The organism is Niveispirillum sp., from assembly GCF_052437035.1.
Lineage (GTDB): Bacteria > Pseudomonadota > Alphaproteobacteria > Azospirillales > Azospirillaceae > Niveispirillum.
Window position 1 is genome coordinate 100,725 of record NZ_JBQVOH010000002.1, and the last position, 22,073, is coordinate 122,797.

At 63.5% G+C, this 22,073-nt stretch carries 25 protein-coding genes; 14 read left to right on the plus strand and 11 right to left on the minus strand.

All coding sequences use genetic code 11. The annotated features are described in order from the left end of the window. The first annotated feature begins 7 nt into the window (after positions 1 to 7). Genes ACT6Q8_RS05690 through ACT6Q8_RS05700 form a run of 3 tightly spaced genes read left to right on the plus strand, consistent with a single transcriptional unit; the run spans position 8 to position 4,059 of the window. Entirely contained in the window at positions 8 to 1,468 is a 1,461-nt protein-coding gene (locus ACT6Q8_RS05690; RefSeq protein ID WP_054169217.1) for a carotenoid oxygenase family protein, read from the plus strand. 48 nt (positions 1,469 to 1,516) lie between these two features. After that, a complete protein-coding gene (locus ACT6Q8_RS05695) occupies positions 1,517 to 2,959 on the plus strand; it encodes an NAD-dependent succinate-semialdehyde dehydrogenase (protein ID WP_444734210.1) in 1,443 nt (480 codons plus the stop codon). Positions 2,960 to 2,973: 14 nt separating this feature from the next. After that, positions 2,974 to 4,059 (plus strand): amidohydrolase family protein, encoded by a 1,086-nt coding sequence (locus tag ACT6Q8_RS05700; RefSeq protein ID WP_444734209.1) that lies wholly within the window; start codon positions 2,974 to 2,976, stop codon positions 4,057 to 4,059. Positions 4,060 to 4,198: 139 nt separating this feature from the next. On the opposite strand, the gene ACT6Q8_RS05705 is transcribed toward ACT6Q8_RS05700, so the two are convergent. Continuing rightward, a complete protein-coding gene (locus ACT6Q8_RS05705) occupies positions 4,199 to 5,119 on the minus strand; it encodes a LysR family transcriptional regulator (RefSeq protein ID WP_444734208.1) in 921 nt (306 codons plus the stop codon). Between the two features lie 140 nt (positions 5,120 to 5,259). Here ACT6Q8_RS05705 and ACT6Q8_RS05710 point away from each other — a divergent pair, with 140 nt between their 5' ends. From ACT6Q8_RS05710 to ACT6Q8_RS05745, 8 genes are all read left to right on the plus strand, one after another. Further along, the gene (locus tag ACT6Q8_RS05710) at positions 5,260 to 6,690 is read left to right on the plus strand and encodes an aldehyde dehydrogenase family protein (protein WP_444739352.1); all 1,431 of its coding nucleotides are present in this window, start codon (positions 5,260 to 5,262) and stop codon (positions 6,688 to 6,690) included. Between the two features lie 161 nt (positions 6,691 to 6,851). Then, on the plus strand, positions 6,852 to 7,979 hold the full coding sequence (locus ACT6Q8_RS05715; RefSeq protein WP_444739353.1) for a DSD1 family PLP-dependent enzyme: 1,128 nt from the start codon (positions 6,852 to 6,854) through the stop codon (positions 7,977 to 7,979). Beyond that, a complete protein-coding gene (locus tag ACT6Q8_RS05720; RefSeq protein WP_444734205.1) occupies positions 7,979 to 8,380 on the plus strand; it encodes a RidA family protein in 402 nt (133 codons plus the stop codon). The genes ACT6Q8_RS05715 and ACT6Q8_RS05720 overlap by 1 nt, the downstream gene beginning before the upstream one ends. A gap of 48 nt (positions 8,381 to 8,428) precedes the next feature. Next, complete coding sequence (locus ACT6Q8_RS05725) at positions 8,429 to 9,751, plus strand: NAD(P)/FAD-dependent oxidoreductase (RefSeq protein ID WP_444734204.1); 1,323 nt, start codon at positions 8,429 to 8,431, stop codon at positions 9,749 to 9,751. Positions 9,752 to 9,790: 39 nt separating this feature from the next. Further along, positions 9,791 to 10,993 (plus strand): DUF1624 domain-containing protein, encoded by a 1,203-nt coding sequence (locus ACT6Q8_RS05730; protein WP_444734203.1) that lies wholly within the window; start codon positions 9,791 to 9,793, stop codon positions 10,991 to 10,993. A gap of 88 nt (positions 10,994 to 11,081) precedes the next feature. Further along, positions 11,082 to 11,330, plus strand: a complete 249-nt coding sequence (locus ACT6Q8_RS05735; RefSeq protein WP_444734202.1) for a hypothetical protein — start codon at positions 11,082 to 11,084, stop codon at positions 11,328 to 11,330. A gap of 90 nt (positions 11,331 to 11,420) precedes the next feature. Further along, positions 11,421 to 11,618 (plus strand): hypothetical protein, encoded by a 198-nt coding sequence (locus ACT6Q8_RS05740; protein WP_444734201.1) that lies wholly within the window; start codon positions 11,421 to 11,423, stop codon positions 11,616 to 11,618. A 126-nt stretch (positions 11,619 to 11,744) separates the two neighbouring features. Further along, positions 11,745 to 12,641 (plus strand): glucosamine inositolphosphorylceramide transferase family protein, encoded by an 897-nt coding sequence (locus ACT6Q8_RS05745; RefSeq protein ID WP_444734200.1) that lies wholly within the window; start codon positions 11,745 to 11,747, stop codon positions 12,639 to 12,641. Here the strand turns inward: ACT6Q8_RS05745 and ACT6Q8_RS05750 are convergent. Genes ACT6Q8_RS05750 through ACT6Q8_RS05765 form a run of 4 tightly spaced genes read right to left on the minus strand, consistent with a single transcriptional unit; the run spans position 12,610 to position 16,989 of the window. Further along, positions 12,610 to 13,698 carry a glycosyltransferase family 4 protein gene (locus ACT6Q8_RS05750; protein WP_444734278.1) on the minus strand — a complete coding sequence of 363 codons (1,089 nt, stop codon included), beginning with the start codon at positions 13,696 to 13,698 and terminating at the stop codon, positions 12,610 to 12,612. The genes ACT6Q8_RS05745 and ACT6Q8_RS05750 overlap by 32 nt on opposite strands. A 5-nt stretch (positions 13,699 to 13,703) precedes the next feature. Then, positions 13,704 to 15,026, minus strand: coding sequence for a lipopolysaccharide biosynthesis protein (locus tag ACT6Q8_RS05755; RefSeq protein ID WP_444734199.1), 1,323 nt, complete (start codon positions 15,024 to 15,026; stop codon positions 13,704 to 13,706). Continuing rightward, on the minus strand, positions 15,017 to 15,805 hold the full coding sequence (locus ACT6Q8_RS05760; RefSeq protein WP_444734198.1) for a glycosyltransferase family 2 protein: 789 nt from the start codon (positions 15,803 to 15,805) through the stop codon (positions 15,017 to 15,019). Before ACT6Q8_RS05760 ends, ACT6Q8_RS05755 begins: the two co-directional genes overlap by 10 nt. Further along, a complete protein-coding gene (locus tag ACT6Q8_RS05765; RefSeq protein WP_054169227.1) occupies positions 15,802 to 16,989 on the minus strand; it encodes a CDP-glycerol glycerophosphotransferase family protein in 1,188 nt (395 codons plus the stop codon). Before ACT6Q8_RS05765 ends, ACT6Q8_RS05760 begins: the two co-directional genes overlap by 4 nt. A gap of 765 nt (positions 16,990 to 17,754) precedes the next feature. Here ACT6Q8_RS05765 and ACT6Q8_RS05770 point away from each other — a divergent pair. Together ACT6Q8_RS05770 and ACT6Q8_RS05775 are read left to right on the plus strand one after the other, a co-directional pair. Beyond that, positions 17,755 to 18,237, plus strand: coding sequence for a hypothetical protein (locus ACT6Q8_RS05770; protein ID WP_444734197.1), 483 nt, complete (start codon positions 17,755 to 17,757; stop codon positions 18,235 to 18,237). Beyond that, entirely contained in the window at positions 18,183 to 18,722 is a 540-nt protein-coding gene (locus tag ACT6Q8_RS05775; protein WP_444739369.1) for a histidine kinase dimerization/phospho-acceptor domain-containing protein, read from the plus strand. The genes ACT6Q8_RS05770 and ACT6Q8_RS05775 overlap by 55 nt, the downstream gene beginning before the upstream one ends. A 57-nt stretch (positions 18,723 to 18,779) precedes the next feature. Here the strand turns inward: ACT6Q8_RS05775 and ACT6Q8_RS05780 are convergent, their stop codons facing one another. Genes ACT6Q8_RS05780 through ACT6Q8_RS05790 form a run of 3 tightly spaced genes read right to left on the minus strand, consistent with a single transcriptional unit; the run spans position 18,780 to position 20,133 of the window. After that, a complete protein-coding gene (locus ACT6Q8_RS05780; protein ID WP_444739354.1) occupies positions 18,780 to 19,781 on the minus strand; it encodes a hypothetical protein in 1,002 nt (333 codons plus the stop codon). Next, entirely contained in the window at positions 19,739 to 19,963 is a 225-nt protein-coding gene (locus tag ACT6Q8_RS05785) for a hypothetical protein (protein ID WP_444734194.1), read from the minus strand. Before ACT6Q8_RS05785 ends, ACT6Q8_RS05780 begins: the two co-directional genes overlap by 43 nt. After that, positions 19,954 to 20,133, minus strand: a complete 180-nt coding sequence (locus ACT6Q8_RS05790; protein ID WP_444734193.1) for a hypothetical protein — start codon at positions 20,131 to 20,133, stop codon at positions 19,954 to 19,956. Before ACT6Q8_RS05790 ends, ACT6Q8_RS05785 begins: the two co-directional genes overlap by 10 nt. A 28-nt stretch (positions 20,134 to 20,161) precedes the next feature. Between ACT6Q8_RS05790 and ACT6Q8_RS05795 the strand changes: the two genes are divergently transcribed. Continuing rightward, complete coding sequence (locus ACT6Q8_RS05795) at positions 20,162 to 20,425, plus strand: hypothetical protein (protein ID WP_444734192.1); 264 nt, start codon at positions 20,162 to 20,164, stop codon at positions 20,423 to 20,425. A gap of 72 nt (positions 20,426 to 20,497) precedes the next feature. On the opposite strand, the gene ACT6Q8_RS05800 is transcribed toward ACT6Q8_RS05795, so the two are convergent. The 3 genes from ACT6Q8_RS05800 to ACT6Q8_RS05810 form a co-directional block, all read right to left on the minus strand. Beyond that, entirely contained in the window at positions 20,498 to 20,641 is a 144-nt protein-coding gene (locus tag ACT6Q8_RS05800) for an MBG domain-containing protein (protein ID WP_156344741.1), read from the minus strand. A 7-nt stretch (positions 20,642 to 20,648) separates the two neighbouring features. Next, the gene (locus ACT6Q8_RS05805) at positions 20,649 to 20,933 is read right to left on the minus strand and encodes an MBG domain-containing protein (RefSeq protein ID WP_444739355.1); all 285 of its coding nucleotides are present in this window, start codon (positions 20,931 to 20,933) and stop codon (positions 20,649 to 20,651) included. A 166-nt stretch (positions 20,934 to 21,099) separates the two neighbouring features. Further along, on the minus strand, positions 21,100 to 21,990 hold the full coding sequence (locus ACT6Q8_RS05810; protein ID WP_444734190.1) for a LysR family transcriptional regulator: 891 nt from the start codon (positions 21,988 to 21,990) through the stop codon (positions 21,100 to 21,102). Between the last annotated feature and the right edge of the window lie 83 nt (positions 21,991 to 22,073).

A 22,073-nucleotide genomic window follows, 5' to 3' on the forward strand; every position in this document is an offset into this window, starting at 1 on the left:
GCACATTATGAAGTTTCCCAACACCCCCAACTTCACCGGCTTCTTCGCCCCGTCTGGTGTGGAGGCGGAGGTCGGCCATCTGCCCGTGCTGGACGGTGCCGTTCCCGCAGACCTGGATGGCAGCTTCTACCGCGTAGCGCCGGACCCGCAATTCCCGCCGCTGGCCGGCGACGATATCTGGTTCAACGGCGATGGCATGGTGACGCGGTTCCGCTTCAAGGACGGCAATGTTGCCCTGCAGCAGCGTTGGGTCCGTACCGACAAGTTCACGCGGGAACGCGAGGCGGGCCGCGCCCTGTTCGGCGCCTACCGCAATCCCCTGACCGATGATGACAGTGTGCAGGGGGAGGTGCGCGGCACCGCCAACACCAATGTTGTCGTCCATGCCGGCAAGCTGTTCGCCCTGAAGGAGGACAGCCCGCCCGTGGTCATGGACCCGGAAACGCTGGAGACACTGGACCCGACCTATGATTTCGGCGGGGCCATGATTTCACAGACCTTCTCCGCCCATCCCAAGATCGACCCGCGCACGGGCGAGATGCTGAGCTTCGGCTACGCCGCCAAGGGCCTGTGTACCCGCGACATGGTCTATTACACGATCAGCGCGGAGGGGCAGATCACGAACGAGGTTTGGTTCGAAATCCCCTATTACTGCATGATGCATGATTTCGGGTTCACCGAGAATTATGTCGTTTTCCATGTGGTGCCCATTGTCGGTTCCTGGGAACGTCTGAAGGCCGGCCTGCCGCATTTCGGCTTTGATCGCGGACGCCCCGTGCATCTGGGCGTGCTGCCGCGCAATGGCAAGGCGGCGGATATCCGCTGGTTCTCCGCCCCCACCTGCTTTGCCAGCCACGTCATGAATGCGCATGAGGATGGCAGCAAGGTGCACTTCGATGTGCCGATGGCGAAGGGCAACATGTTCCCCTTCTTCCCCGATACCGAAGGGGCGCCGTTCCAGCCCCACGAAGCCGCCGCGACCATGACGCGCTGGACCGTCGACATGAGCGCCAACAGCGACGACATCCATATGGCGCCGCTGGCCAATCTGGTCGGCGAGTTTCCCCGCATCGATGACCGTTTCGCGGGGGTGAAGAACCGCTATGGCTGGCAGCTGGTCCAGGACATGACCAAGCCCGTGGACCTGCCGGGCGGGCGCAGCGCGTCGGGCCTGATGATGAACACGCTGGGTCGCATCGACCTGGAAACGGGGCAGACCGATACCTGGTGGATCGGCTCCACCTCCTCCTTCCAGGAACCGGCCTTCATTCCGCGCCCCGGCTCCGATGCTGAGGGCGACGGCTATATCGTGGTGATCGAGAACCGGCTGGTGGAGCACGCCTCCCGCCTGCTGCTGTTCAACGCCCTTAATCTGGCAGCCGGCCCCATCGCGACCATCGGCCTGCCTTTCCGCATCCGTCAGGGACTGCATGGCAACTGGGTACCGGCCCAGGCCAGCGCCGCCTGATCTCCCCTTTGCGCGACCTAAAGGTTTGCGCGACCGAAAGGATCAATTTTGGTTGACCAGACTTCCGCCGACTATCCCAAACTCGGCATGTATATCGACGGCGAATGGATCATGCGGGCTGACCGCACCCATGCCGTCATCAACCCGGCCAATGGTGAGACGCTGGGCGAATTGCCGCTGGCCGGTGCCGCCGATCTTGACCGGGCGCTGGCCGCCGCCGACCGCGGTTTTCGTAGTTGGAGCAAGACATCCGTCGATGAACGGGCGCGCGTGCTGCGTGATGCCGCCCGGCTGCTGCGGGAACGTGTCGAAATTATCGCCCGCAATGCCACGCGGGAGGAAGGCAAGACACTGGCCGAGACGCGGATCGAGACCATCGCCTGCGCCGGTCTGTTCGATTTCTATGCGGAGGAGGCCCGCCGGGTCTATGGCCGCGTGCTTGTCCGCCCGGCTGGCCAGCGCTCGCTGGTCATGAAGGTGCCGGTGGGACCGGTGGCGGCTTTCGCCCCCTGGAACTTCCCCGTCCATAATCCGGGCCGCAAGCTGGGGGCACCCATTGCCGCCGGTTGCTCGGTGATCCTGAAACCGGCGGAGGAGGCCCCGGCCTCGGCCATGGCCGTGGTGCAGGCGTTGATCGATGCCGGCTGCCCGTCCGATGTCGTGCAGCTTGTCTTCGGTGTCCCGGATGAGGTGTCGCGCCACCTGCTGGCCAGCCCGATCATCCGCAAGCTGAGCTTCACGGGATCGACGACCGTCGGCAAGCATCTGATGCGGCTATGCGCCGACACGATGAAGGTGACGACGCTGGAACTGGGCGGCCACGCGCCCGTGATCATCTTTGATGATTGCGATTTCGACCGGACGGTGGAGATGCTGGCCAACAGCAAGGTCCGCAATGCCGGCCAGGTCTGCGTCTCCCCCACCCGGTTCTATGTCCAGGAGGGCATCTATGACCGGTTCGTGGCGGCCTATGCGCAGCGCATGGCGAAGATGAAGGTTGGCGACGGTCTGGCCCCCGACACCAATATGGGGCCGATGGCCAACGCCCGCCGCCCCGCCGCCATTGCCGACCTGATCAAGGATGCCGTCGGCCATGGCGCCCGCATCCGCACAGGTGGGGAGGCCATCGACGGCAAGGGCTTCTTCTGGCAGCCGACGGTATTGTCGGACGTTCCCAATACGGCCCGCATCATGAATGAGGAACCGTTCGGCCCCGTGGTCGTCGCCACGCCCTTCGCCACGCTGGACGAGGCGGTGGAACAGGCGAACCGTCTGCCCTATGGGCTGGCTTCCTTCGCCTTCACGGAGAATGCGCGCCGCGCCAACCTGATCGGTGACGCCATCGAGGCGGGCATGGTGGGCATCAACACCACCGCGCTGGCCGCGTCCGACGCGCCCTTTGGCGGGGTGAAGGAAAGCGGCCACGGGTCGGAAGACGGGCCGGAAGGCCTTGCCGCATGCCTTGTCACCAAGACCATCCATCAGCATTGAAGACAGGGGTCATCATGACCATGCCCAAGACCGGCGGCGCCCAGGGCTATCTGCGCATCGCGACCGAGGAAGCCTTCACCACGCCCGAACTGATCGCGGCCTTTCGCGAGGAACTGGCGGCACCGGATGTCGATCCCGGCTTCCTCAGCCTGATCGGCTATTATCTGGACCACCCGGCGGAACGGCCACGCTTCGTTGCAAACGCCCTGATGGATCTGGGCGAACAGCGCATCGCGCATATGGATGAACGCGGCATTGACCGCCAGATACTGGGCCTGACCGCGCCCGGCACCAACGTCATCCGTAATGCCGACCGCGCCACCATGGTGGCGGAAACCGCCAATGACCGGCTGGCCGACGCCATCGCCAAATATCCCACCCGCTTTAGCGGCATGGCCGCCTGCGCCCCGCAGAACCCCAAGGCGGCGGCACGGGAGATCGAACGTGCCATCAGCAAGCTGGGCTTGTCCGGCGTGTTGATCAACAGCCACATCCTGGGTGAGTATCTGGACAATCCCAAGTTCAACGAGGTTCTGGAAGCCATCGAGGCGATGGATGTCCCCCTCTATATCCACCCCAATACACCACCCGCCACTATGATCGGCCCGCTGCTGGAGGCCGGGCTGGATGGGGCGATTTTCGGTTTCGGTGTGGAGACGGGCATGCACGCGCTGCGCATGATCACGTCAGGCGCGCTGGACCGGTTCCCCAAGCTTCAGATCGTGATCGGCCATATGGGCGAGGCGTTGCCCTTCTGGCTGTACCGACTGGATTTCATGCATGGGGCCGGCGTGCGCACGGGCCGTTATGAAAGCATGAAGCCGCTGAAGAAGGGCAAGGTCTCCACCTATCTGCGTGAACATTTCCACATCACCAATTCCGGCATGGCCTGGGAAGACGCGATCAAGTTCACGCAGAAGGTGATGGGCGATGACCGCGTGCTCTATGCCATGGATTATCCCTATCAGTGCCCGGTGGAAGAGGTGATAGCCATGGATGCGATGGACATGCCGCTGGAGGTGAAGCGGAAATTCTTCCAGACCAACGCGGAAAGGCTCTTCAAGATCAATCCGTCGCCGGCGGCAACGGCGCACCTCTGACATTCTATCCCCGCCCAGGGTGTATCGGAGAGGCCCTGGGCGGGGACCCATTTTCATGGCGTCCGCGATGACCGCGACCCTATCGCGGTCCAGCACATTCAGCCTCTCCGGTCGGGTACTGCCGACATGCGGTTCTCTGTCAGCCGTTTGCCGTGGGGGTCAGCCAGGGGGGCGAGGCCAATGCCTCCCTGAGCGATTGAAGGAAGACGTTGGCGCGGCTGCTCCGGCCACGGCGCGCATGCACCAGGGCGACCACGTCGGCGGGGGGCAGGGACCATTGGGGGAGAACCCGATGCAGCTTTTCCGTTGCAAGGTCCCTGGCCACATCCCACTCGCTTCTCACGATGATGCCGGCCCCTGACAGAGCCCAGTCACGAATGACCTGGCCATCATTGGTCGACATGGTGGGGTTGATCCGTACCGTCGCACCGCCCAGCGTCGGGTGCGTAAATCGCCACAGCGTGACATCTTCATTGTTTTCCCGCAGGGCCAGACAGCGGTGCAGGCCAAGATCCTCCGGCCTTTCAATGGGCGGGTGGTTCGCCAGATAGTCCGGTGCCGCGCATAGGAAGCGGCGATTGGGGGCCAGGGTTGTCACCAGCCGGTCACTTTCCGGCAAGGCTCCGATATGGACCACGATATCCCAGCTTTCCGACATCTGCCGTATCGGGCTGTCCGATAATTCGAGTGTGACGATGGCGGCAGGGTGACGCTGTGCGAACGCCTGCACGATGGGGGCGACATATCGCCGACCAAAGCCGTGGGGGGCCGCAATCCGCAAATGCCCCCGGACCTGCGTCGTTCGCCGGGCGAGGCGTTCGGAAAGATCATCCATCGCCTCAATGATTGCCCGCCCCTCCGACGCAAGCAACTCGCCCTCGTCGGTGAGGTTCAGTCCGCGCGAGGTGCGGTCGACCAGATTGACCCCGACGCGCAGTTCCAGGGCGCGCAGCCGCTGGGTCACCGCCGGTGCGGTGACATTCAACCGCCGCGCCGCCTCCGCCAAAGATGGGGAGGCGGCGATCATGGCGAAGAAGGTCAGATCCTCGGTGGAGATCATAAGATCAGCCTTAATCAAACATGAAGTGATAGTTAATTGCTGAGTTCATGTTTTTGCATGATCCTCTGGTTGACGCAATGCCTCCGGAACCAGTGGTTCCGTTCGCCGGCATTGGCATGAAAAGGTGGATTATGGCGTTTATGGTCTGCGATCAGCATTACATCGGGGGACGCTGGACGGTTCCGTCCAAAGCCGGGAATGCGATGCCGGTCATCAATCCGGCAACCCAGAAGGAGATCGGTCTGGTCACGTCCGGTTACGCCGATGACGTCGATCTTGCCGTCGCCGCGGCGCGTGCCGCCTTTCCCGCATTCTCTGTCAGTCCGGTGGCAGAGCGTGCAGCGCTGCTGGGCAGGATCCTGGCGCTGATGGAGGAGAGGGCGGAGGAACTGGCCCAGGCGATCAGCACCGAAATGGGGGCGGCGATCAGCTTTTCACGGGCCTCTCAGGTTCCCTTCGGCTTCGCGCATGTGCGTGCCGCCATTGAGGTGCTGGGGACCTATGATTTCATTCGCCGACAGGGAACGACGGCGATCATCAAGGAGGCCATTGGCGTCTGCGGACTGATCACGCCATGGAACTGGCCCCTATATCAGGTCACGGCCAAGGTGGCACCGGCCATCGCGGCGGGATGCACGATCGTGCTGAAGCCCAGCGAGATGTCGCCGCTCAGCGCCGATTTGTTTGCCCGGATCATGCATGATGCCGGGACGCCGCCGGGCGTCTTCAACCTTGTCTATGGCACGGGACCGCAGGTGGGCGCCCCGCTCGCTGCGCACCCGGATGTGGACATGATCTCGATCACGGGGTCGACGCGTGCCGGCATTCTGGTCGCGCAAGCCGCAGCCCCGACCGTGAAGCGCGTTACCCAGGAACTGGGCGGAAAATCGCCCAATATCCTGCTGGATGATGCCGATTTCGAGCGTGTCGTGCCGTTGGGTGTGGCAGCGGCCTTCCGCAATGTCGGGCAGTCCTGCAGCGCTCCCAGCCGCATGCTGGTTCCAGCCAGCCGGTTGGCGCAGGTTGAGGAATTGGCGGCTAAGGCCGCTGCCGCAATGACGGTGGGTGATCCGATGCAGGAGGAGACGGTGCTGGGGCCCGTCTCCACCCCGGCGCAGTTCGACAAGGTGCAGGCCATGATCGCCATCGGCATGGCGGAAGGGGCGAAGCTTGTCTGCGGCGGGCCGGGGCGGCCCGAAGGGCTGAAACAGGGCTATTTCGTGCGGCCAACCATCTTCTCACAGGTGCGGTCGGACATGCGTATCGCCCAGGACGAGATATTCGGCCCGGTCCTCTGCCTGATCCCCTATGCCGACGAGGAAGAGGCTGTGAGCATCGCCAATGATACGGTTTACGGCCTGGGCTCGCATGTCCAGTCCGCCGATCTGGACCGTGCCCGGCGGGTCGCGTCGCGGATACGGGCCGGGCAGGTCCATATCAACCATCCCGCCTGGGATGCCCATGCTGCCTTCGGCGGCTATAAACAGTCCGGAAATGGCCGTGAATATGGGGCGTTTGGCATGGAGGAGTATCTGGAGACCAAGGCCGTGCTGGGCTATTTCCCGCAATAATTGGCGGCATTAAGTCCAGTCTTATTCAATCATGCAGAAGCCGTTAATTGCGCCGCGTTGGTCGCGCGAGCACCATTGAAATCACCCTATTTGCGAGGACCTATCCTGTGACGCACGCGGACACAATAACGAACCCTGACACGGCCTCGGCGCCCGTGCGGTTGGCGGACCTTGAAACACCCTGTCTGATCCTGGACGCCGACCGCATGGATCGCAATATTGCCCGCCTGCGGCAGCGGCTTGCATCCCTTGGCGTTTCGCTGCGCCCGCATCTGAAGACCGCGAAGTCTGCCGATGTGGCGCGCCGGGTGATGACGACGCCGGAAGGGCCTGCAACGGTCTCCACCCTGAAGGAGGCGGCGTATTTCGCGGCAGCCGGCGTCAAGGACATGATCTATGCCGTCGGCATCGCGCCGGCCAAGCTTGCCAAGGTGCAGCAGCTTCGTCAGGACGGCGTCGATATCGCGGTCGTGCTGGACACCGTTGAACAGGCCGAAGCCGTGGCGGCGGCGTCGCGGGCGGCGGGCCATGCCATCCCGGCGCTGATCGAGATCGATTGCGATGGCCACCGGTCGGGTGTCCTTCCCGATGATGCCGACCGCCTGCTGGCCATCGGGCGGGCGCTGGTGCAGGGGGGGGAGCTTCGTGGCGTCCTGACCCATGCCGGCGCCAGCTATGGTGCCCGCACCGAACAGGCCCTGGTCGATGCGGCATCCCAGGAACGCCGCGCGGTGGTGCAGGCGGCGCAGATACTGCGCGATGCTGGCTTGCCATGCCCGACGGTGAGCCTGGGTTCCACGCCCACCGCCCATTTCGCCACCGATCTTTCCGGTGTCACGGAAGTGCGGGCCGGCGTGTTCGTCTTTTTCGATCTGGTGATGACGGGCATCGGTGTCTGCAAGGTCGATGATATCGCCCTGTCGGTCCTGGCCACCGTGATCGGGCATCAGCAGGAAAAGGGCTGGGTTCTTGTCGATGCCGGCTGGATGGCAATGTCGCAGGATCGCGGCACCTCCAAGCAGCCGGTTAGCCAGGGCTATGGTCTGGTCTGTGACAGCAGCGGCAAGCCCTATGCCGATATCATCCTGGCCGATGCCAACCAGGAACATGGGATCGTCACCGTCCGGCCAGGCTCCGGGGCGATGCTGCCCGATCTGAAGATCGGTGACCGCGTGCGTATCCTGCCCAACCATGCCTGCGCCACGGGGGCCCAGCATGCCGGCTACAAGGTCGTGCGCGGCGCGTCGGATATTGTCGCGGCCAGCTGGCCGCGTTTTGGAGGCTGGTAATGTCCGGTATTGAAACCATCCTGACCGATACCGCCCCAGCGCCTGCCGGCCATTATGTGCAGGCGGTGCGGGCCGGCGATATGCTCTATATCTCCGGGCAATTGCCGATCCGCGCGGATCGTCAACCGCTGCCCGACGCCGGTTTTGAGGCGCAGGCCCGTCAGGCCGTGACCAACATGCTGGAAATCCTGAAGGCGGCGGGCGGAACGCCGGCGCAGCTGGCGCGCGTGACCGCCTATATCGTGGGCGTCGCCAACTGGCCGGAATTCAACTGCATCTATGCGGAGATGCTGCCCGATGCGCGACCGGCGCGGACCGTGGTGCCCGTGCCCGAACTTCATTACGGGTTTTTGGTGGAGGTTGACGCCGTCGCGTATCTTCCCACGATTACAACGGCCTAATTGCATCTACGCGCCGGTACTCCGAACTCACCTCGCCGAGGTTTCACGATGCTTCCCGCTGTTCGATCCGTTGCCAGTGACGAAACCCTGCCCCAGTCCGTTGATGTCGTGGTGATCGGCGGTGGCATTGTCGGCACTGCGTCGGCCTATTATCTGGCCAAGCGCGGCCTGTCCGTGGCTCTGCTGGAGAAGGGCCATATCGCCTGTGAACAGTCGAGCCGGACCTGGGGCTGGTGTCGGCAGCAGAACCGCGACCCGCGTGAAATGCCCCTGTCGCTTCTGTCCATGTCACTGTGGGACGGGCTGGCGGCGGAGATCGGTCAGGATCTGGGTTTCCGGCGCACGGGTCTGGTCTATGCGACCGACGATGCCGCCATGCTGGCCGGGTGGGAGGCATGGCGGCCGACGGCGCGGACGTTCGGTGTTGAAACCTACATGCTGACAGGGGCGCAGGCGGCACAGCGCATTCCCGAAACCCGCCGCAAATGGGTGGGCGGTTTGCACTCCGTCGCGGATGGTAAGGCGGAACCCGCCTGGGCGGCGCCGGCCCTGGCCGACGGGGCGCGTGCGCGCGGCGCCACCATCCATCAGAACTGTGCCGTGCGCGGCCTGGACATCACCAATGGCCGTGTGACGGGTGTGCATACCGAAAAGGGCAGCATCCGGGCGGATGCGGTCCTGTGTGCTGCCGGGGCCTGGGCCTCCACCTTCCTGGCCCGCCATGGCGTGGTGTTTCCACAGGCCAGCGTGCGGCAGACGGCGTTGCGCACGAAGCCGACCCGCGATGTCGGCGACGTGGTCTATTGCCCCGACCTGGCCATGACGCGGCGCCTGGATGGCAGCTACACCCTGGCGATCAGCGGGCGGGCGACGCTGGAACTGACGGCGCAGGGCATGCGGTTCGCCCGCGAATTCCTGCCGCAATTCATCAAGCGCCTGAAGGCGGTACAGATCGGGGTTGGCAAATCCCTGTTCGCTGGGCCGGAATCCCTTCCATCCTGGCTGGGCAGCGATGACCGGATGTTCGAACGTCAGCGCGTGCTGGACCCGGCCCCCAACCGTCGGCTGGTTGAGGCCATCATGGACAATGTGAGGGGCACCTTTCCCGAACTGGCCGGGATCGAGATCGACCATGTCTGGGGCGCCTATGTCGATTGCACGCCGGATGCCGTGCCGGTTGCGTCTGGCATTGATGCGGTCGGCGGCCTGTTCCTGGCGGCCGGCTGTTCGGGGCACGGGTTCGGCCTTGGGCCGGGTATCGGCTATCTGATAGCGCAACTGATCGCCAATGAAACGCCATCCGTCGACCCGACGCATTTCAACCTGTCACGGCTGGTTGACGGGTCGACCATCAAAGTCGGCTCGCTTTAGGACTTTCCACAACAAACAGACAAATCCAGGGGGCACAACATGGGCACGATCGCTATGGCCGCTTCCGGACAAAAGCCATCCGGCATCATCGGAACGGCTGTCAAATCGGCGGGGTCACGTCTGCGCAGTATTGATGCGCTGCGTGGTTTCGTCATGGTGGTGATGCTGCTGGACCATGTCCGGGAGACGTGGTTCCTGCATGTCGACATTACCGATCCGGTGGATGCAAGGACCATCATGCCGGCCCTGTTCTTCGCCCGGCTGGCCGCCAGCCTGTGCGCGCCGATCTTTGTGGCGCTGACGGGACTTGGCGTCTTTCTCTATGCCCGCAACCACACGGCCCAGGAAACGACCTCCTACCTGCTGAAGCGCGGCCTGCTGCTGATGGCGATTGAGGTGTTTTTCCTGTCGCCGCTTTACTGGGGGATCGCACAGCCAACATTGTGGTTGCAGGTCATTTGGTGCATTGGGGCGTGCATGATCGTGCTGGCCGGTCTGTTCCGGCTGCCGCTGGCTACGCTGATCGTGCTGGGGATGGTGATCGTTGCGGGCCACAATCTGCTTGATCCCATCCGTCTGGCCCCGGATGCGCCGTTTCACTGGCTCTGGGCCGTGCTGCACCAGCGTGACCTTCTTGTCCTGCCTTTCGGGCTGGTGGCCAAGACCAGCTATCCTGTGCTGGCCTGGATCGGTGTGATCCTGCTTGGCTTCGGGATCGGGCCCTGGTTCCTGCCGCATGTCTCGGCCCAAGTGCGTCAGCGCCGGCTGCTGCTGCTGGGTGTCGGCATGATCGCCCTGTTCATTGGTCTGCGACTTCTCAACATCTATGGCGACAAGCCGTGGTTTGTCGTTGATGGTGATCCGGCCCGGACGATGATGAGCTTCATGTCGCTCACCAAATATCCGCCATCGCTGGATTTCCTGCTGTTTACCCTGGGTGTTGGATCGCTGCTGCTGGCCTTTTTCGAACGTATCCGCGACGCTGGTATCACCAGCGCGCTGTCAGTGTTCGGCGGTGCCCCGATGTTCTTCTACATCTTCCACTTGGCCATGCTGCGCGTGCTGTACCACACGGCGCTGGCCATCTGGGGCCCCAACCATGGGGTTTTGTTTGGGTTTGATAATTATGGCTGGGTGTTCGCCTGGTACCTGGGCCTGATCATTCCCTTCTACATTCCGACGGCCTGGTTCTCGCGGTTGAAGGCGCGGCGCAAGGATATCACCTGGCTGAGATATTTCTGACCGGTCGCGTTTTCCCTGGGACGGCAGGCGGGGCCGATGTCGTTGCCGTCAGGGTGCATGCTGAATGCTGGTGGATAATGTCGTCACAATGACGTCCAGGTCCGCGTTCGTCAGCCAGGGGGAATTCCCGAGGAGCAGGCTGGTCCGTGCCAGCCTGCGCTGCCACTCCAGAACGCGGTTTGCCGGCAAAAGTTCCGCCGCTGTCCGCGCCAGTGCGGCCGGCATGGCGGGATCGCAGGCATGCAGCAATCCGCCCTTCGCGGGCTTTCAGGACCTGACGCCTGTCTTCGCCGACTGGCTGGACCGGCATTTCAGGCCGACGGTGGCGGCCGAATGACGGAACTGGGGACACCATCGCGCGTGCGCTGCCTTGTCCTGGATCTCAATGGATCGCTGACCGGGCAGGCGGGGTTGCGGCGACGGATTGATGACGGGTCTGCCGTGCTGCTTCCGGCCCGCGATTGCAGCCAAACTGCGTTTCGGCAGTAGCCTGGAACCCTCCGTCAATCTGGTCCGCAGCCACAATTTGTTGCTGAACCTGCTGCTGCGCTTTGTTTCCCCCTGGCTGGGCTTTGACCGGCAGGACCCCGATCTGGCGACCGCGCGGGGGAAAGGCGCGCCTTGATTGCGGATGCCGTTGGGGGCGGCCACTGTTTAAGATGTTCGACGGGCCACGGGCCCAGGGTTTATCCCTTGCTGCTGACATAGGTGTCACCAGCATCGGCCACTCACGGGATTGTGGAGTCAAGGCATGCCCCGCCGTAAGGATATCTGGAGATGCGGGCTGATCGCCCGGCCTGCGGCGGAACTGCTGGTTGGCGGGCTGGCCGATGCAGCGGTGCATTGGCTGCCTGAGGAACCTGCCTTCGCCTTCCTGGCCGACCCCTTTGCGTGGCGTGAACCGGGGGGGCGGCTTCATGTCTTTGTGGAAAGCTATGATTATGCGACACGGCACGGGATTATCGAACTGCTGACGCTGGGCGATGATTTCCGGCTGGTGGCGCGCCGCCCCTGCCTGCGGGAGGCCTGGCACCTCTCTTATCCGCAGGTTTTCGATGCCGATGGGGCCACCTGGATGCTGCCGGAGGCGCACCGGTCGGGGGGCTTGCATCTCTATCGCATGGGGGATGGGCCGGCGGATTGGAGGCGTGAGGCGGAGATCCGTCTGGACTGCGTGCCCGTGGACGCCACGCCGCTTTGGCATGATGGCCGCTGGTGGCTGTTCTATTCACCGGCTACAGCCAAGGCCACCAAGCTGGGGCATCTGCATGTGGCCTGGGCAGACCGGCTGACGGGACCGTGGATCCCGCATCCCGGCAATCCCGTCCGCATCGACCGTGGTTCATCCCGCCCCGGCGGTACGGCTCTGGTCATTGATGGCCGGATCATGTTGCCAGTGCAGGATTGCCGTCACACCTATGGCGGCGCGCTGCGCCCGCTCTGGATCGACAGGCTGGATGAGACGGGGTTTGCGGCGGTGGCGGGGGCGCCGCTGGACCTGCCGGGATCGGCAGGGACCTATCGTGATGGGATGCACACGTTGAGCAGCGGTGGCGGCGTCACCCTGATCGATGTGAAACGCATTGACCGGTCGCTCTCCGGTCTTTGGCTGGATATCAAACGGAAATGGGGGCGATCCGCCGCATGATGGCGGTGCCCGCCTCGCGGAAGCGGGTCTGAGAGAACTGATCCTGTATACGGGTTCGCGCCGCCATTCCCATGGCATGCAGTCCGCCGGGATTGGACAATAGTTTTGCCAGCTGGGTGGCCAGCGCCACCACATCACCAGGCGGAACTGTGTGACCGGTCGTGTCCTCCGTGATGCTATGCGGGATTTCCCCCACGGCGGATGCCAGCACGGGCAGGCCGGCTGCCATCGCCTCATGCGCTGCGATGCAGAAACCCTCGGACCGGGAGGGTTGCAGATAGAGATGCAGGTCCGCCAGGAACCTGTCGGGGCGGTCCGTATAGCCGGGCAGGATCACATCGGCGATGCCGACGTTCCCCGCCAGGGCGGCCAGCCGCGCCCGTTCTTCCCCCTCGCCGGCCAGTGTCAGGCTGATGGGGCATGGCGGGCGGAAACCCTGGCGATGCAAAGCCGCCAATGCCAGCAGTAAGACGTCATAGCCCTTGACCGGGTGCAACCGGCCCAGGCTGCCTAGGCGCAGCGTCTCTCCGGCTTGCCAGGGCTGTGCGGCGGGCTGGTCGGGATTGGCCGCGAAGATGGGCCACGTCACCAGCCTGTCGGGCGTTACGCCCAGCCTTTGCCGTGTCAGGGTGGTGACCGAGGTGGAATCCCCCACCCAGAGCAAGGCGCACGATTGCAGCAGCCGCATCAGCCGCCGGTTCCACGGTTTCAGGAAGGCGGCATGCTGCCAGCAGACGACCGGCAATCCAAGCCTGGGGCCGATCAGAAGGCCCATGATGGTGGCACGGCTGAGCGAGGTCCAGAGATGGGTGGCCCCCCATTTCCGCAGTTCCGCGTCCAGCCAGCGGGTAGCATGCCAATGGTCGCCGGTTCCGCCGTCGCGCACCAGGGGATCAAGCCCAGCCTCCACCATTGGGGGCAGGGCACGGCCATCCCGGCGGGTCAGGGCAAAGACCCGGACAACGGCCCCGGCATCGCGCATGACACGGGTGACGGCAGGCACGGGCAGTGCGGCCCCGCCACCCTCCACGGAATTGATGACATAGGCGATGCGCATGGGCTTCACGCCGTCCTACTCCTGTTCCAGGTGAGGACCAGCAGCAGCAGGCTGGCGGTCAGCGCCTGTCCCACGGCCTGAATGCCGGCCCCTGCCAGCCCGAACTGATCCAGCAAGATGGGCAGGGCCGGCAGGAACAGCAGGCTGGCGGTCAGGTTGGCGCCCATCGACCAGCCGGGCCGGCCCAGCGCGGTCAAGGCGGCGGTACAAGGCGGTCCCGCCATCGCCAGGGCACGGGCCAGGACCAGCACCACCATCAACTGTGCCGCATCGGCGAAGGCAGGACCGGCGATCAATTCCACGATCTGCGCGTTGAACAGCCAGACAATGGCGACGATGGGGATGCAGGCGCCCAGCGCGATGGCCGCCACCCGGCCCACGGTCTGGCGCAGGGCCCACCCGCCATGGCCACTGGCTGTCAGGCGTGCCAGTTCCGGATAGGCGGTGTTGCCCAGGATCTGTGCCGGTTGCGCGATCAGCACGGTCGCACGCTGCGCCACAGAGAACAGGCCTGCCGCCGCCGGCCCCAGCATCCAGCCCACCACCAGCGGTGCCACGCGCCCGGCCAGTTCGGTCAAGGTCACGTCGGCATTGCTGGCCAGAAGGAACCGCCAGATGCCGGGATTGTCGGCAGCCGGGTCGCCGGGTTCCGGTCGGCGCAGGTCCGGCCCCAGATGGCGGCGGGCCAGCCACAGGCCCATGGCCCACAGGCTGATGAACTCACACAGCGCCGCCAGCAGCCAGGCGACCAGGAAGCCCTTCAGTCCCCACCCGGCCAGGGTCGCGATGCCGGCGCCTGCCAGCCGCACCATCGGTGCCACCAGATTGTGCAGGCCCAGCAGGTCGAAGCGGTTGACCAGCTGCAGATATCCCGCTGGCGTGGAGCGGACGGAACCTAGCACAGCCAGACTGTAGGGCAGGGCCAGAACCATGGCCGTTTCCGGCCAGCCCAGATGCGGCCCCACTAGTGGCGCACACAGCGCCGCCGCCAGGATGGCCGCCAGCCCGCCCAGCAATTCCACCCGCGCTCCAAAGCGCAGCAGGCGCGACAGGCGATGACGGTCACCCGCGCGCTGCGCCTCCGCGCCATAGCGGACGACGGCCTGCCAGGCGGGGAATTCCACGATGCCGCAGACGGTTGTCACATAGGTGTGGATCAGCACCAGCACGCCATAATCATGCGGTCCCAGCGCGCGTGTAGCGATCACCAGATAGGCGAGGCTGATCAGCCCGGCCCCGGCCTTGCCGCCCAGCACCAGTCCCAGTCCGCCGAAGATACGGCGCAGAGCGCCCGCCGGTGCGCCCGGTGGCACCATGCTCAGGGACATGTCCAATCCTTGGCTCTCAAGGCGGTGGAATAGGCATTGCGGCGCGCCAGACGGTGGCCCAGGAAATCATAGAAGAACCAGTCCATCCGCTTACGCGGCATATGACGGTACAGCAATCTTTCCCACCATGTCCAACTGACGCGGCGGCGGTCGCTGCGGCGTTGCGAAGGGAAGCAATGATGGCCGTGATCATAGATGACCGTGCCGAACCGCATCACCCGATGGACGATCTCGTGATCCTCCAGCACGAAGGGCCATCGCCGCAGGTCGAAGCCGCCGGCAGCCACCAGCGCCTCGGTGCGGTAAGACTGGGCATAGCCGCCCGCATGGCATTGGTTACGGAACCGGCGCACCTTGCGCATGATGCAGTTGATGCGGCGCGTGGCGGCCTGTGAGTGCACCGGGTGATAAAGATCGATAGCCATCACCGCCGCCGCTTCCGGGTGGGCGGTGAACAAGGCAAGGCAGTTCGCGAAATAGTTGGGCGGGTACGTCGTGTCGGCGTCGCAGATGGCAACAAAGGGTGTGCGGACCATGTCCAGACCGGCGACCAGCGCGTTCACCTTGCCCGGCGTGGGCACGGACCGGATGTCAGCCATGATATCCGGCAATGCGGCGAGGTGGCGGCGCGCCTCGTCCCGGCCCCGATCGGTGGAGCCGTTATCCAGCAGCAGCAGACAGAAGCGCCGGTCGCTCTGCGCGGCCAGGCTGTCCAGTGTGGCGCCGATCCATCCTTCTTCGTTGAAAAAGGGCAGCAGGATTGTGATCAGTGCGCTCATGCGGACAGACTGGCCCGCTGGTTCCAGCCTGTGTCGCCCAGCAGCGCGGCCAGCACCTCGGCAGCACGCTGTGACGATGGCTTGTCCGTCAGATCGAAGCTGCTGGCGAACATCTGCTGCTGCACCGGTCGATAGGCTTCCTCATGGCTGGCCAAGGCGCGTTTCAGCCCATCGGCCAGTTCGGCGGGTGTATCGATGACGGGGCCTGCGCGCCAATGTCCATAGTTGGGATCCTCGCGCCAGTTGGCCTTGTGACTGTTCAGGAACAGGCAGGGGCGGGGATGCAGGAGAAATTCGTAAATCTGGCTGCTGACGTCGCCCAGATAGAGATCGGCCATCATCGTGTAGCTCATGTCCGTGGAGGCACGGCTGCCAAGGTCGATATGGATATTGGGTGCGCGCAGATAGCGCTCTTCGATATGGCCCGGCCGGTCGATACGCAGCTTGTCAATGGTCAGCACGAATTTGCGTTCGAACAGCATGACATGCGGGGCGAAGATCAGTTGATAGTTGGGATTGTCCAGGAAGAAATCTAGCACCTGCCGGCCCTGTTTGAACCAGGATGACAGGTGGGCCGAGCAATGGGGATTGTACAGCACGATGGGAGCCCGCGACCTTACCGGAAACATGGTCACAGATGGGTCGAGCATATCGAACTTCGGATAGCCCACCATGCTGATCTTCTCCTGCGGCACCTTGGCTTCGGCGATCAGCCGTTCGCGCACCTTCGGGCCGGAGCAGAATACATGATCGAAACCCGCCGAAGCCTTATCAAAGCCGATGGCCCGGTCCCCGGCCCCATGCCGTGTGTGAACGATCTTGAGGTTCTTTAGTCCGTAGAGCGTTTTCAGGACCAGGGAGGTCTTTTCCGCCACGACCAGCATGTCCAGGCTGCGGAAGAAATCCAGATTGTCGCCATAGACCAGCAGCTTGCGCGAGGGAACCAGGCCTTCCAGGGGGCGTGATAACACCAATGACCGGGCACGCAGACCCAGGTCGATATGGGTTATATGTCGGCCAATCTCATCACCGCCCAGCCGCAGCACCTCCCGGCGGGTGCGCTCGTTCGTCGTGGCGACAAAAATCTCGCCCGCAAAGCCGCCCTTGGCCAGGGCCAGTGCGATGGGCAGGCTGTGTGCGACCTGATGGATCTGATCATGGTTGAAAAGAAAGCCGATGCGCATGGGACCCCGCGCTACTGATCGTGGATTGTATCCGCCCGGTTCCCGCGATGGCTTAATCATGATCCTGCACCTTCGGTTGTAAATAAAGCCATTTGAATGCCCATATCTTGAATGCCGGATACCGATCCACGGACAGCCTCCCTGGGTAATTTGCACCCGCCATGCCAAGGGCCGTGTTCGGTGCTGGGCCTGCGATCTCCTGGAATTTTCAGGGATTCCAGCCCTTATCCATCTGCGCGCTGACCCTGCATTTTGTTGGAAGCTACAAATTTTGTAGCTCGACTGACTATCTTTGGACCGCGGTGTTGATGCAGATCGGGTTTTCGGGCCGGTTCTCCGATCTTCGTCTGTGTCTGTCCCGCTGGCATACCGTTTGCCTTTGTCGAACTCCATCTCTGGTCGGTGAATAAATTGTTTCACGCCCCAGACCGGCCCCTGTCTCAGTCGGGATCATTCGCATGATGCAATCACTGGGTTACGAACAGTCGGACCCGTCCCGAACAGGAGGTCTGATGGTGATGAAACGGTGGAGCGGCCCTGTCCCACCGATATTGTCCGGCATGCGGCTGCGCTGGCGGCTGGTCATCGCATTCCTGTCGGTCAGCGTCCTGCCCGTACTGACGGCAAGCTATATCGCCGCCGACATCATCTCCGGTGCCTTTGCGTCCAACATGGAACGGTGGCTGCAGGAGGCGGCGACGCTGTTCGCCAACGGCCCCATCGGTGATGTGGGCTGCCAAACGGTTCGAAAGCAAGGGAAGGAGCTTGTACGCCTTCGTCGCCAACCGCTGGGACGGGATCATGGTCAACATGGCCGACAGCATGCCGGGCCTGGTGGTGGAGGCCTATGTCGTGACGGAGGGCAAGGCGGCCTCGCTTGACGGTACTGCTGTCAGTCTGCCACCGGGTGTGGTGGAGGCGCTGGCCGGCGGGATGCCCAGCTTGATCGCGCATACGGTTGGGCCTGGGAATCTCGCGGCTGGTTTTGCCGCCCTCCGCGATCTTGATGGTCATCTGGTGGGTATCGTCACCTGCCGGCTGACCAATAACCTGTCTCTGTTGTCGCATGTACGTACGCTGGAACTGTTCTTGATGCTATCGGCTTTGGCCGGCCTGTTCTCGCTTGCCGTCGCCTTGTCACTTTCCAAATTGATCTCTCGCCCGTTGACAGGCCTGAGCCGGGGTTGCAGCGTGTGCGTGAGGGCGATTTCAAGACGTGTATCCCAGAGATGGGCGGTGGTGAGTTGACGGAGCTGGCTGTCGGCTTCAACGAGATGGCAACGCGTCTGGAGGCTATGCGCGCACGTGAAACGGAGATGCGGCAGCGCGAGCAACTGGCGACGCTGGGCGAGGCGGCGGCGGTAATGGCACATGAAATCCGCAACCCGCTGGGCATCATTAAGACCTCTACCGAGGTCCTGCGCATGAAATCCACCGTCTCCCCGGAAGGGGAGGAGATGGTGAATTTCGTGCCGGATGAGGTGGGGCGCATCGACCATCTGCTGCATGAGCTGCTGGATTACGCGCGTCCCCGTACGCTGGCCCCCGAACAGGTCTTCACCGGCAACCTGAACGAGGAGTTGGAGCGCATTGAACAGGAGATCGTCACCCATGCGCTGCGTGACTGCGGTGGTATCCAGGCGCGGGCGGCTGAACGCCTGGGGATTACCGAACGCAGCCTCTGGCACCGGGTCAAGAAGCTGGGCATCCGCATTACACGGGGTGCCGAGTAAATTGGCGCGGCCTCACCCGTTCTTCACCCGCCTACGGACCATATTATTAAAATAAAATCAGTCTATTACAGAATATTCCTCGCGCAGGTTCTTAATAACGCTGCCCCAGTCGCCAAGGTCGGGTTGCCGATGAATGCTGTGATTGGGGTACCAGGGGAAACTGGTGGAGCCAATCTCCCACCGCCAATCAACAGAGTGGGCCAGCAGCAGTGAGACCGGCTTGCCCATTGACCCGGCCAGATGGGCGACGCCGGTATCCACCGCCACAATATGATCCAGCAGCTTGTCGCTGATATCATGCAGCCGCCCACGGAAAGTCAGCGCATCGCCCGCTCGGTTACCGACCTGCAGCGATATCCACTGCGCGTCGGGAACGGCGTCCAGCATGGAACCCATCAGGGCGAGCGGCGTGGAGCGGTGGGCATCCTCGGAATGCTGCGGCCGTCCGGCCCAAACCACGCCGATGCGCCGCTTGCCCGGTTCTGCGCGGGGCAGAAGGGTGGCACCACGCGCCACTTCCTCCGCTGATATCTTCAGCCAGCCGGGCAGCAGCGGCAGGTCCGGCACCCGCAGCGACAGGAAGTGCGGCGGGCTCAGCAATGGAATGTGATAGTCGAAACCTTCATCCACGCCGAACCGGTGCGGGTTGTCGGTGCGTGAAATCACCCGCATCCCCGGACGGTCCAGAACAGCGGACAGAAGTCGGACCAGCGGGCTTGACAGTTCCAGCACAATTTCCGCCGGGCCGTGACGATCCGCCAGGATCTGTGCCAGGGGCGTGAATTGCAGGATGTCGCCGAAACCCTGTTCCCCCCAGACATAAATCCGCTTACCGACCAGATCCTCCCCACGCCATTGCGGAGCACCCGGCATGCGGCGCGGCTCCGGGAACTGATCCCAGACCCAGCGCCATTCATAATCGGCCCAACCCTGGGCGTAATCCCCCCGCGCCAGGCAGGACAGCGAATGGTTCCAGCGGGCCAGCGCATTGCCCGGCGCCAGTTTCAGGGCAACGGTCAGGGAGGCGGCGGCGGCGTCGATAAAGCCCACCGTCCGCAATGCCTTGTCCAGCGTTTACAGCACCTCTTCCAGCCGCCCATCCGGTGCCCGTCGGGCAGAATGGCCAGGGCCGCCGTCAGTTCCGGCAGGCGATCCCCGATGTCGCTCAACAACTGTTCGCCCAGTTCCCGCGCTTCGGGCAGGAAGCGGCCAAACAGGATGACGCCGATGATCAGCGGCACAATGGCTTCACGGGAACGGTTTTCATCCAAGCAAGGCGCGTGCCCATATTGACCCAGGCCGAGTAATTCAGCGGCGACAGATGCAGAATGCGGCGATAAAGCGGGATCGCGTCATCATGCTCGTCCCCGCCCGCGCCGCTGACAAGGATCGGCTGTGCCTCTCCGGACACGCTGCCTCCCTCAGTGCCACCGGATGTCTTGGTACTATCCGTGGTCGTGGTGGATCCACCCGCGCTGCCACCACCGCCATTGCTGTCGGTGCTGCAGGAGGAGGTGGTGGAAGTGGAAGAGCCGGTGGAGGCCGTGCCACAATCACCCGAACGGCCTGTCGATGCCGACGCAGATGGCGTTGTTGTGGTGGTGATGGCCGTCGACGCGGCGGCGGGAGCAGCAATGGTGGTCGGCGCCACGTTGGTGGTGATGGAGACGGTGGGTATCACGGCGGCTACTACGATGCACTGAATGGCGCTGGTGTTCAGCGTGGACGGAGCCGGCGTGACGGTGAGCTGACCTTGCTCGTAACGGATGGTGTAGTTACCCAGCCCCTTGCCGGCTGGCATTACTGGCGCTGATCGCATAGGTGCCGGCGGTCGCGCTGGCCGGCGTGCCGCTGCTGGCCAGTGTGACCAAGCCGACGCTGTCACCATTTACCAGACCGTTGGCGCTGAAGCCTGTCAATGAAAGTTCAGTGCCGCCCACCTTTGTGGCATTGGCGGCTGTGATGCTCAGCGCCGCCGACATAGGTTACGGCATAGTGCGACAGGCCCGAACCCGTCGCACCCGAGGCGGCGACCGTATAACTGCCCGCCGATTCCGATGCGCCCAACTCACCAGCAGCCAAGCTCACCGCCGAGATGGTGTCACCATTGACTAGGCCGGCCACGCTATAGCCTGGAACGGTCGCTGTTGTGCCATAGGTCTTGTTCAGTGAGCCGGCGGTGATGGTCAGGGTCGCGGGTGTCACCGTCACCTTGCCGTCAGCATAGGTTTTGCCCTCCCTTCAGGAAGTCATCCTCAGACAGGGGCGGCGTAAGATCAGGCACAGAGGGTGTCGGGGGAGGGGACTTGGGATATTGCGCTCCACATCGCGCCCCCGGTCAGCGCAAATCCGGAGCAGTTCAGTTGCGCGGGCGGCGTCAAACAGCGGACTCCATGATCGTCCGCAACCGATTCAGCAGGGGACTCGCCTTCATGTTCTTTCTTAGCTTGTAACCGATGCAGCGGAACCCCGCCCCTTCAAGGGCGACGACCTTGAAGTCGCTCTTCTGCTCGGTTATCTGCACCTGCGACACCACGGTGACGCAGCCGGAAAACCGCACCAGACTTTCCAGGACGGGCAAGGAATTGGCCAGGATACAGTTCTGTGGCCATGCGATACCCGCCGTCATGAACAGCGCTTCCACATGACGGCGATAGGTGCTGCCGGGACGGGGCAGCACCCATTTGGCATCGGCCAGTTCGGCCAGTGACACTTTGTCCCGGTCGAAGAATGCGCTGCCTGGTCCCACCGCGATGGCAAACGGGTCCCGCATCAGGACATGTTCAAGAATGTCCGGGGGACTGCCGAACATCTCCGCCACCGGCCCGATGATGATATCAATGGCGCCCGACCGCAGCATCGGCACCAGCGTATCGTCAAGGCCGTCCACGATCTCGATATCGACCGGGCCAACATCTGCCAGCAGTAATCGAAGTGCCCTGGGAAGCAGTGTTGACAGCACGCTGGGTGTCGCACCGATGCGCAGGGGTCCATCGATCCCATCGGCGCGGCGTTTCACCTCTGTTTCTGCGTCGGTGAGCAGCGACAGAACGCCCTCCGCCCGGCGCACCAGGATTTCACCATAGGGTGTCAGGGTCGATCCGCGCCGCGTGCGTTCCAGCACACGAACGCCCAGCCGCTGCTCCAGCAGCGCGATGCTGTTGGACAGCGCCGGCTGCGATATCCCCTTCTCCTCCGCCGCGCGGGTGAAGGAGCCGTATTTCGCGATGGCCAGCAGATTGGCGATCTGACTTGCTTCGACAGCCATAACCCAAACCTATGACAATGCCCTTTATCATTATTTGACAGGGGGTACTGAACGGTGTCAACGCTGAACCGTGAAGCTGGCGA

Bases quoted from the DNA above. Each gene is read 5' to 3' on its own strand.
- ACT6Q8_RS05690 (WP_054169217.1), top strand. From the start codon at position 8: ATGAAGTTTCCCAACACCCCCAACTTCACCGGCTTCTTCGCCCCGTCT.
- ACT6Q8_RS05700 (WP_444734209.1), top strand. From the start codon at position 2,974: ATGACCATGCCCAAGACCGGCGGCGCCCAGGGCTATCTGCGCATCGCG.
- ACT6Q8_RS05705 (WP_444734208.1), bottom strand. From the start codon at position 5,119: ATGATCTCCACCGAGGATCTGACCTTCTTCGCCATGATCGCCGCCTCC.
- ACT6Q8_RS05710 (WP_444739352.1), top strand. From the start codon at position 5,260: ATGGTCTGCGATCAGCATTACATCGGGGGACGCTGGACGGTTCCGTCC.
- ACT6Q8_RS05720 (WP_444734205.1), top strand. From the start codon at position 7,979: ATGTCCGGTATTGAAACCATCCTGACCGATACCGCCCCAGCGCCTGCC.
- ACT6Q8_RS05725 (WP_444734204.1), top strand. From the start codon at position 8,429: ATGCTTCCCGCTGTTCGATCCGTTGCCAGTGACGAAACCCTGCCCCAG.
- ACT6Q8_RS05730 (WP_444734203.1), top strand. From the start codon at position 9,791: ATGGGCACGATCGCTATGGCCGCTTCCGGACAAAAGCCATCCGGCATC.
- ACT6Q8_RS05735 (WP_444734202.1), top strand. From the start codon at position 11,082: ATGACGTCCAGGTCCGCGTTCGTCAGCCAGGGGGAATTCCCGAGGAGC.
- ACT6Q8_RS05740 (WP_444734201.1), top strand. From the start codon at position 11,421: ATGACGGGTCTGCCGTGCTGCTTCCGGCCCGCGATTGCAGCCAAACTG.
- ACT6Q8_RS05745 (WP_444734200.1), top strand. From the start codon at position 11,745: ATGCCCCGCCGTAAGGATATCTGGAGATGCGGGCTGATCGCCCGGCCT.
- ACT6Q8_RS05750 (WP_444734278.1), bottom strand. From the start codon at position 13,698: ATGCGCATCGCCTATGTCATCAATTCCGTGGAGGGTGGCGGGGCCGCA.
- ACT6Q8_RS05755 (WP_444734199.1), bottom strand. From the start codon at position 15,026: ATGTCCCTGAGCATGGTGCCACCGGGCGCACCGGCGGGCGCTCTGCGC.
- ACT6Q8_RS05760 (WP_444734198.1), bottom strand. From the start codon at position 15,805: ATGAGCGCACTGATCACAATCCTGCTGCCCTTTTTCAACGAAGAAGGA.
- ACT6Q8_RS05765 (WP_054169227.1), bottom strand. From the start codon at position 16,989: ATGCGCATCGGCTTTCTTTTCAACCATGATCAGATCCATCAGGTCGCA.
- ACT6Q8_RS05810 (WP_444734190.1), bottom strand. From the start codon at position 21,990: ATGGCTGTCGAAGCAAGTCAGATCGCCAATCTGCTGGCCATCGCGAAA.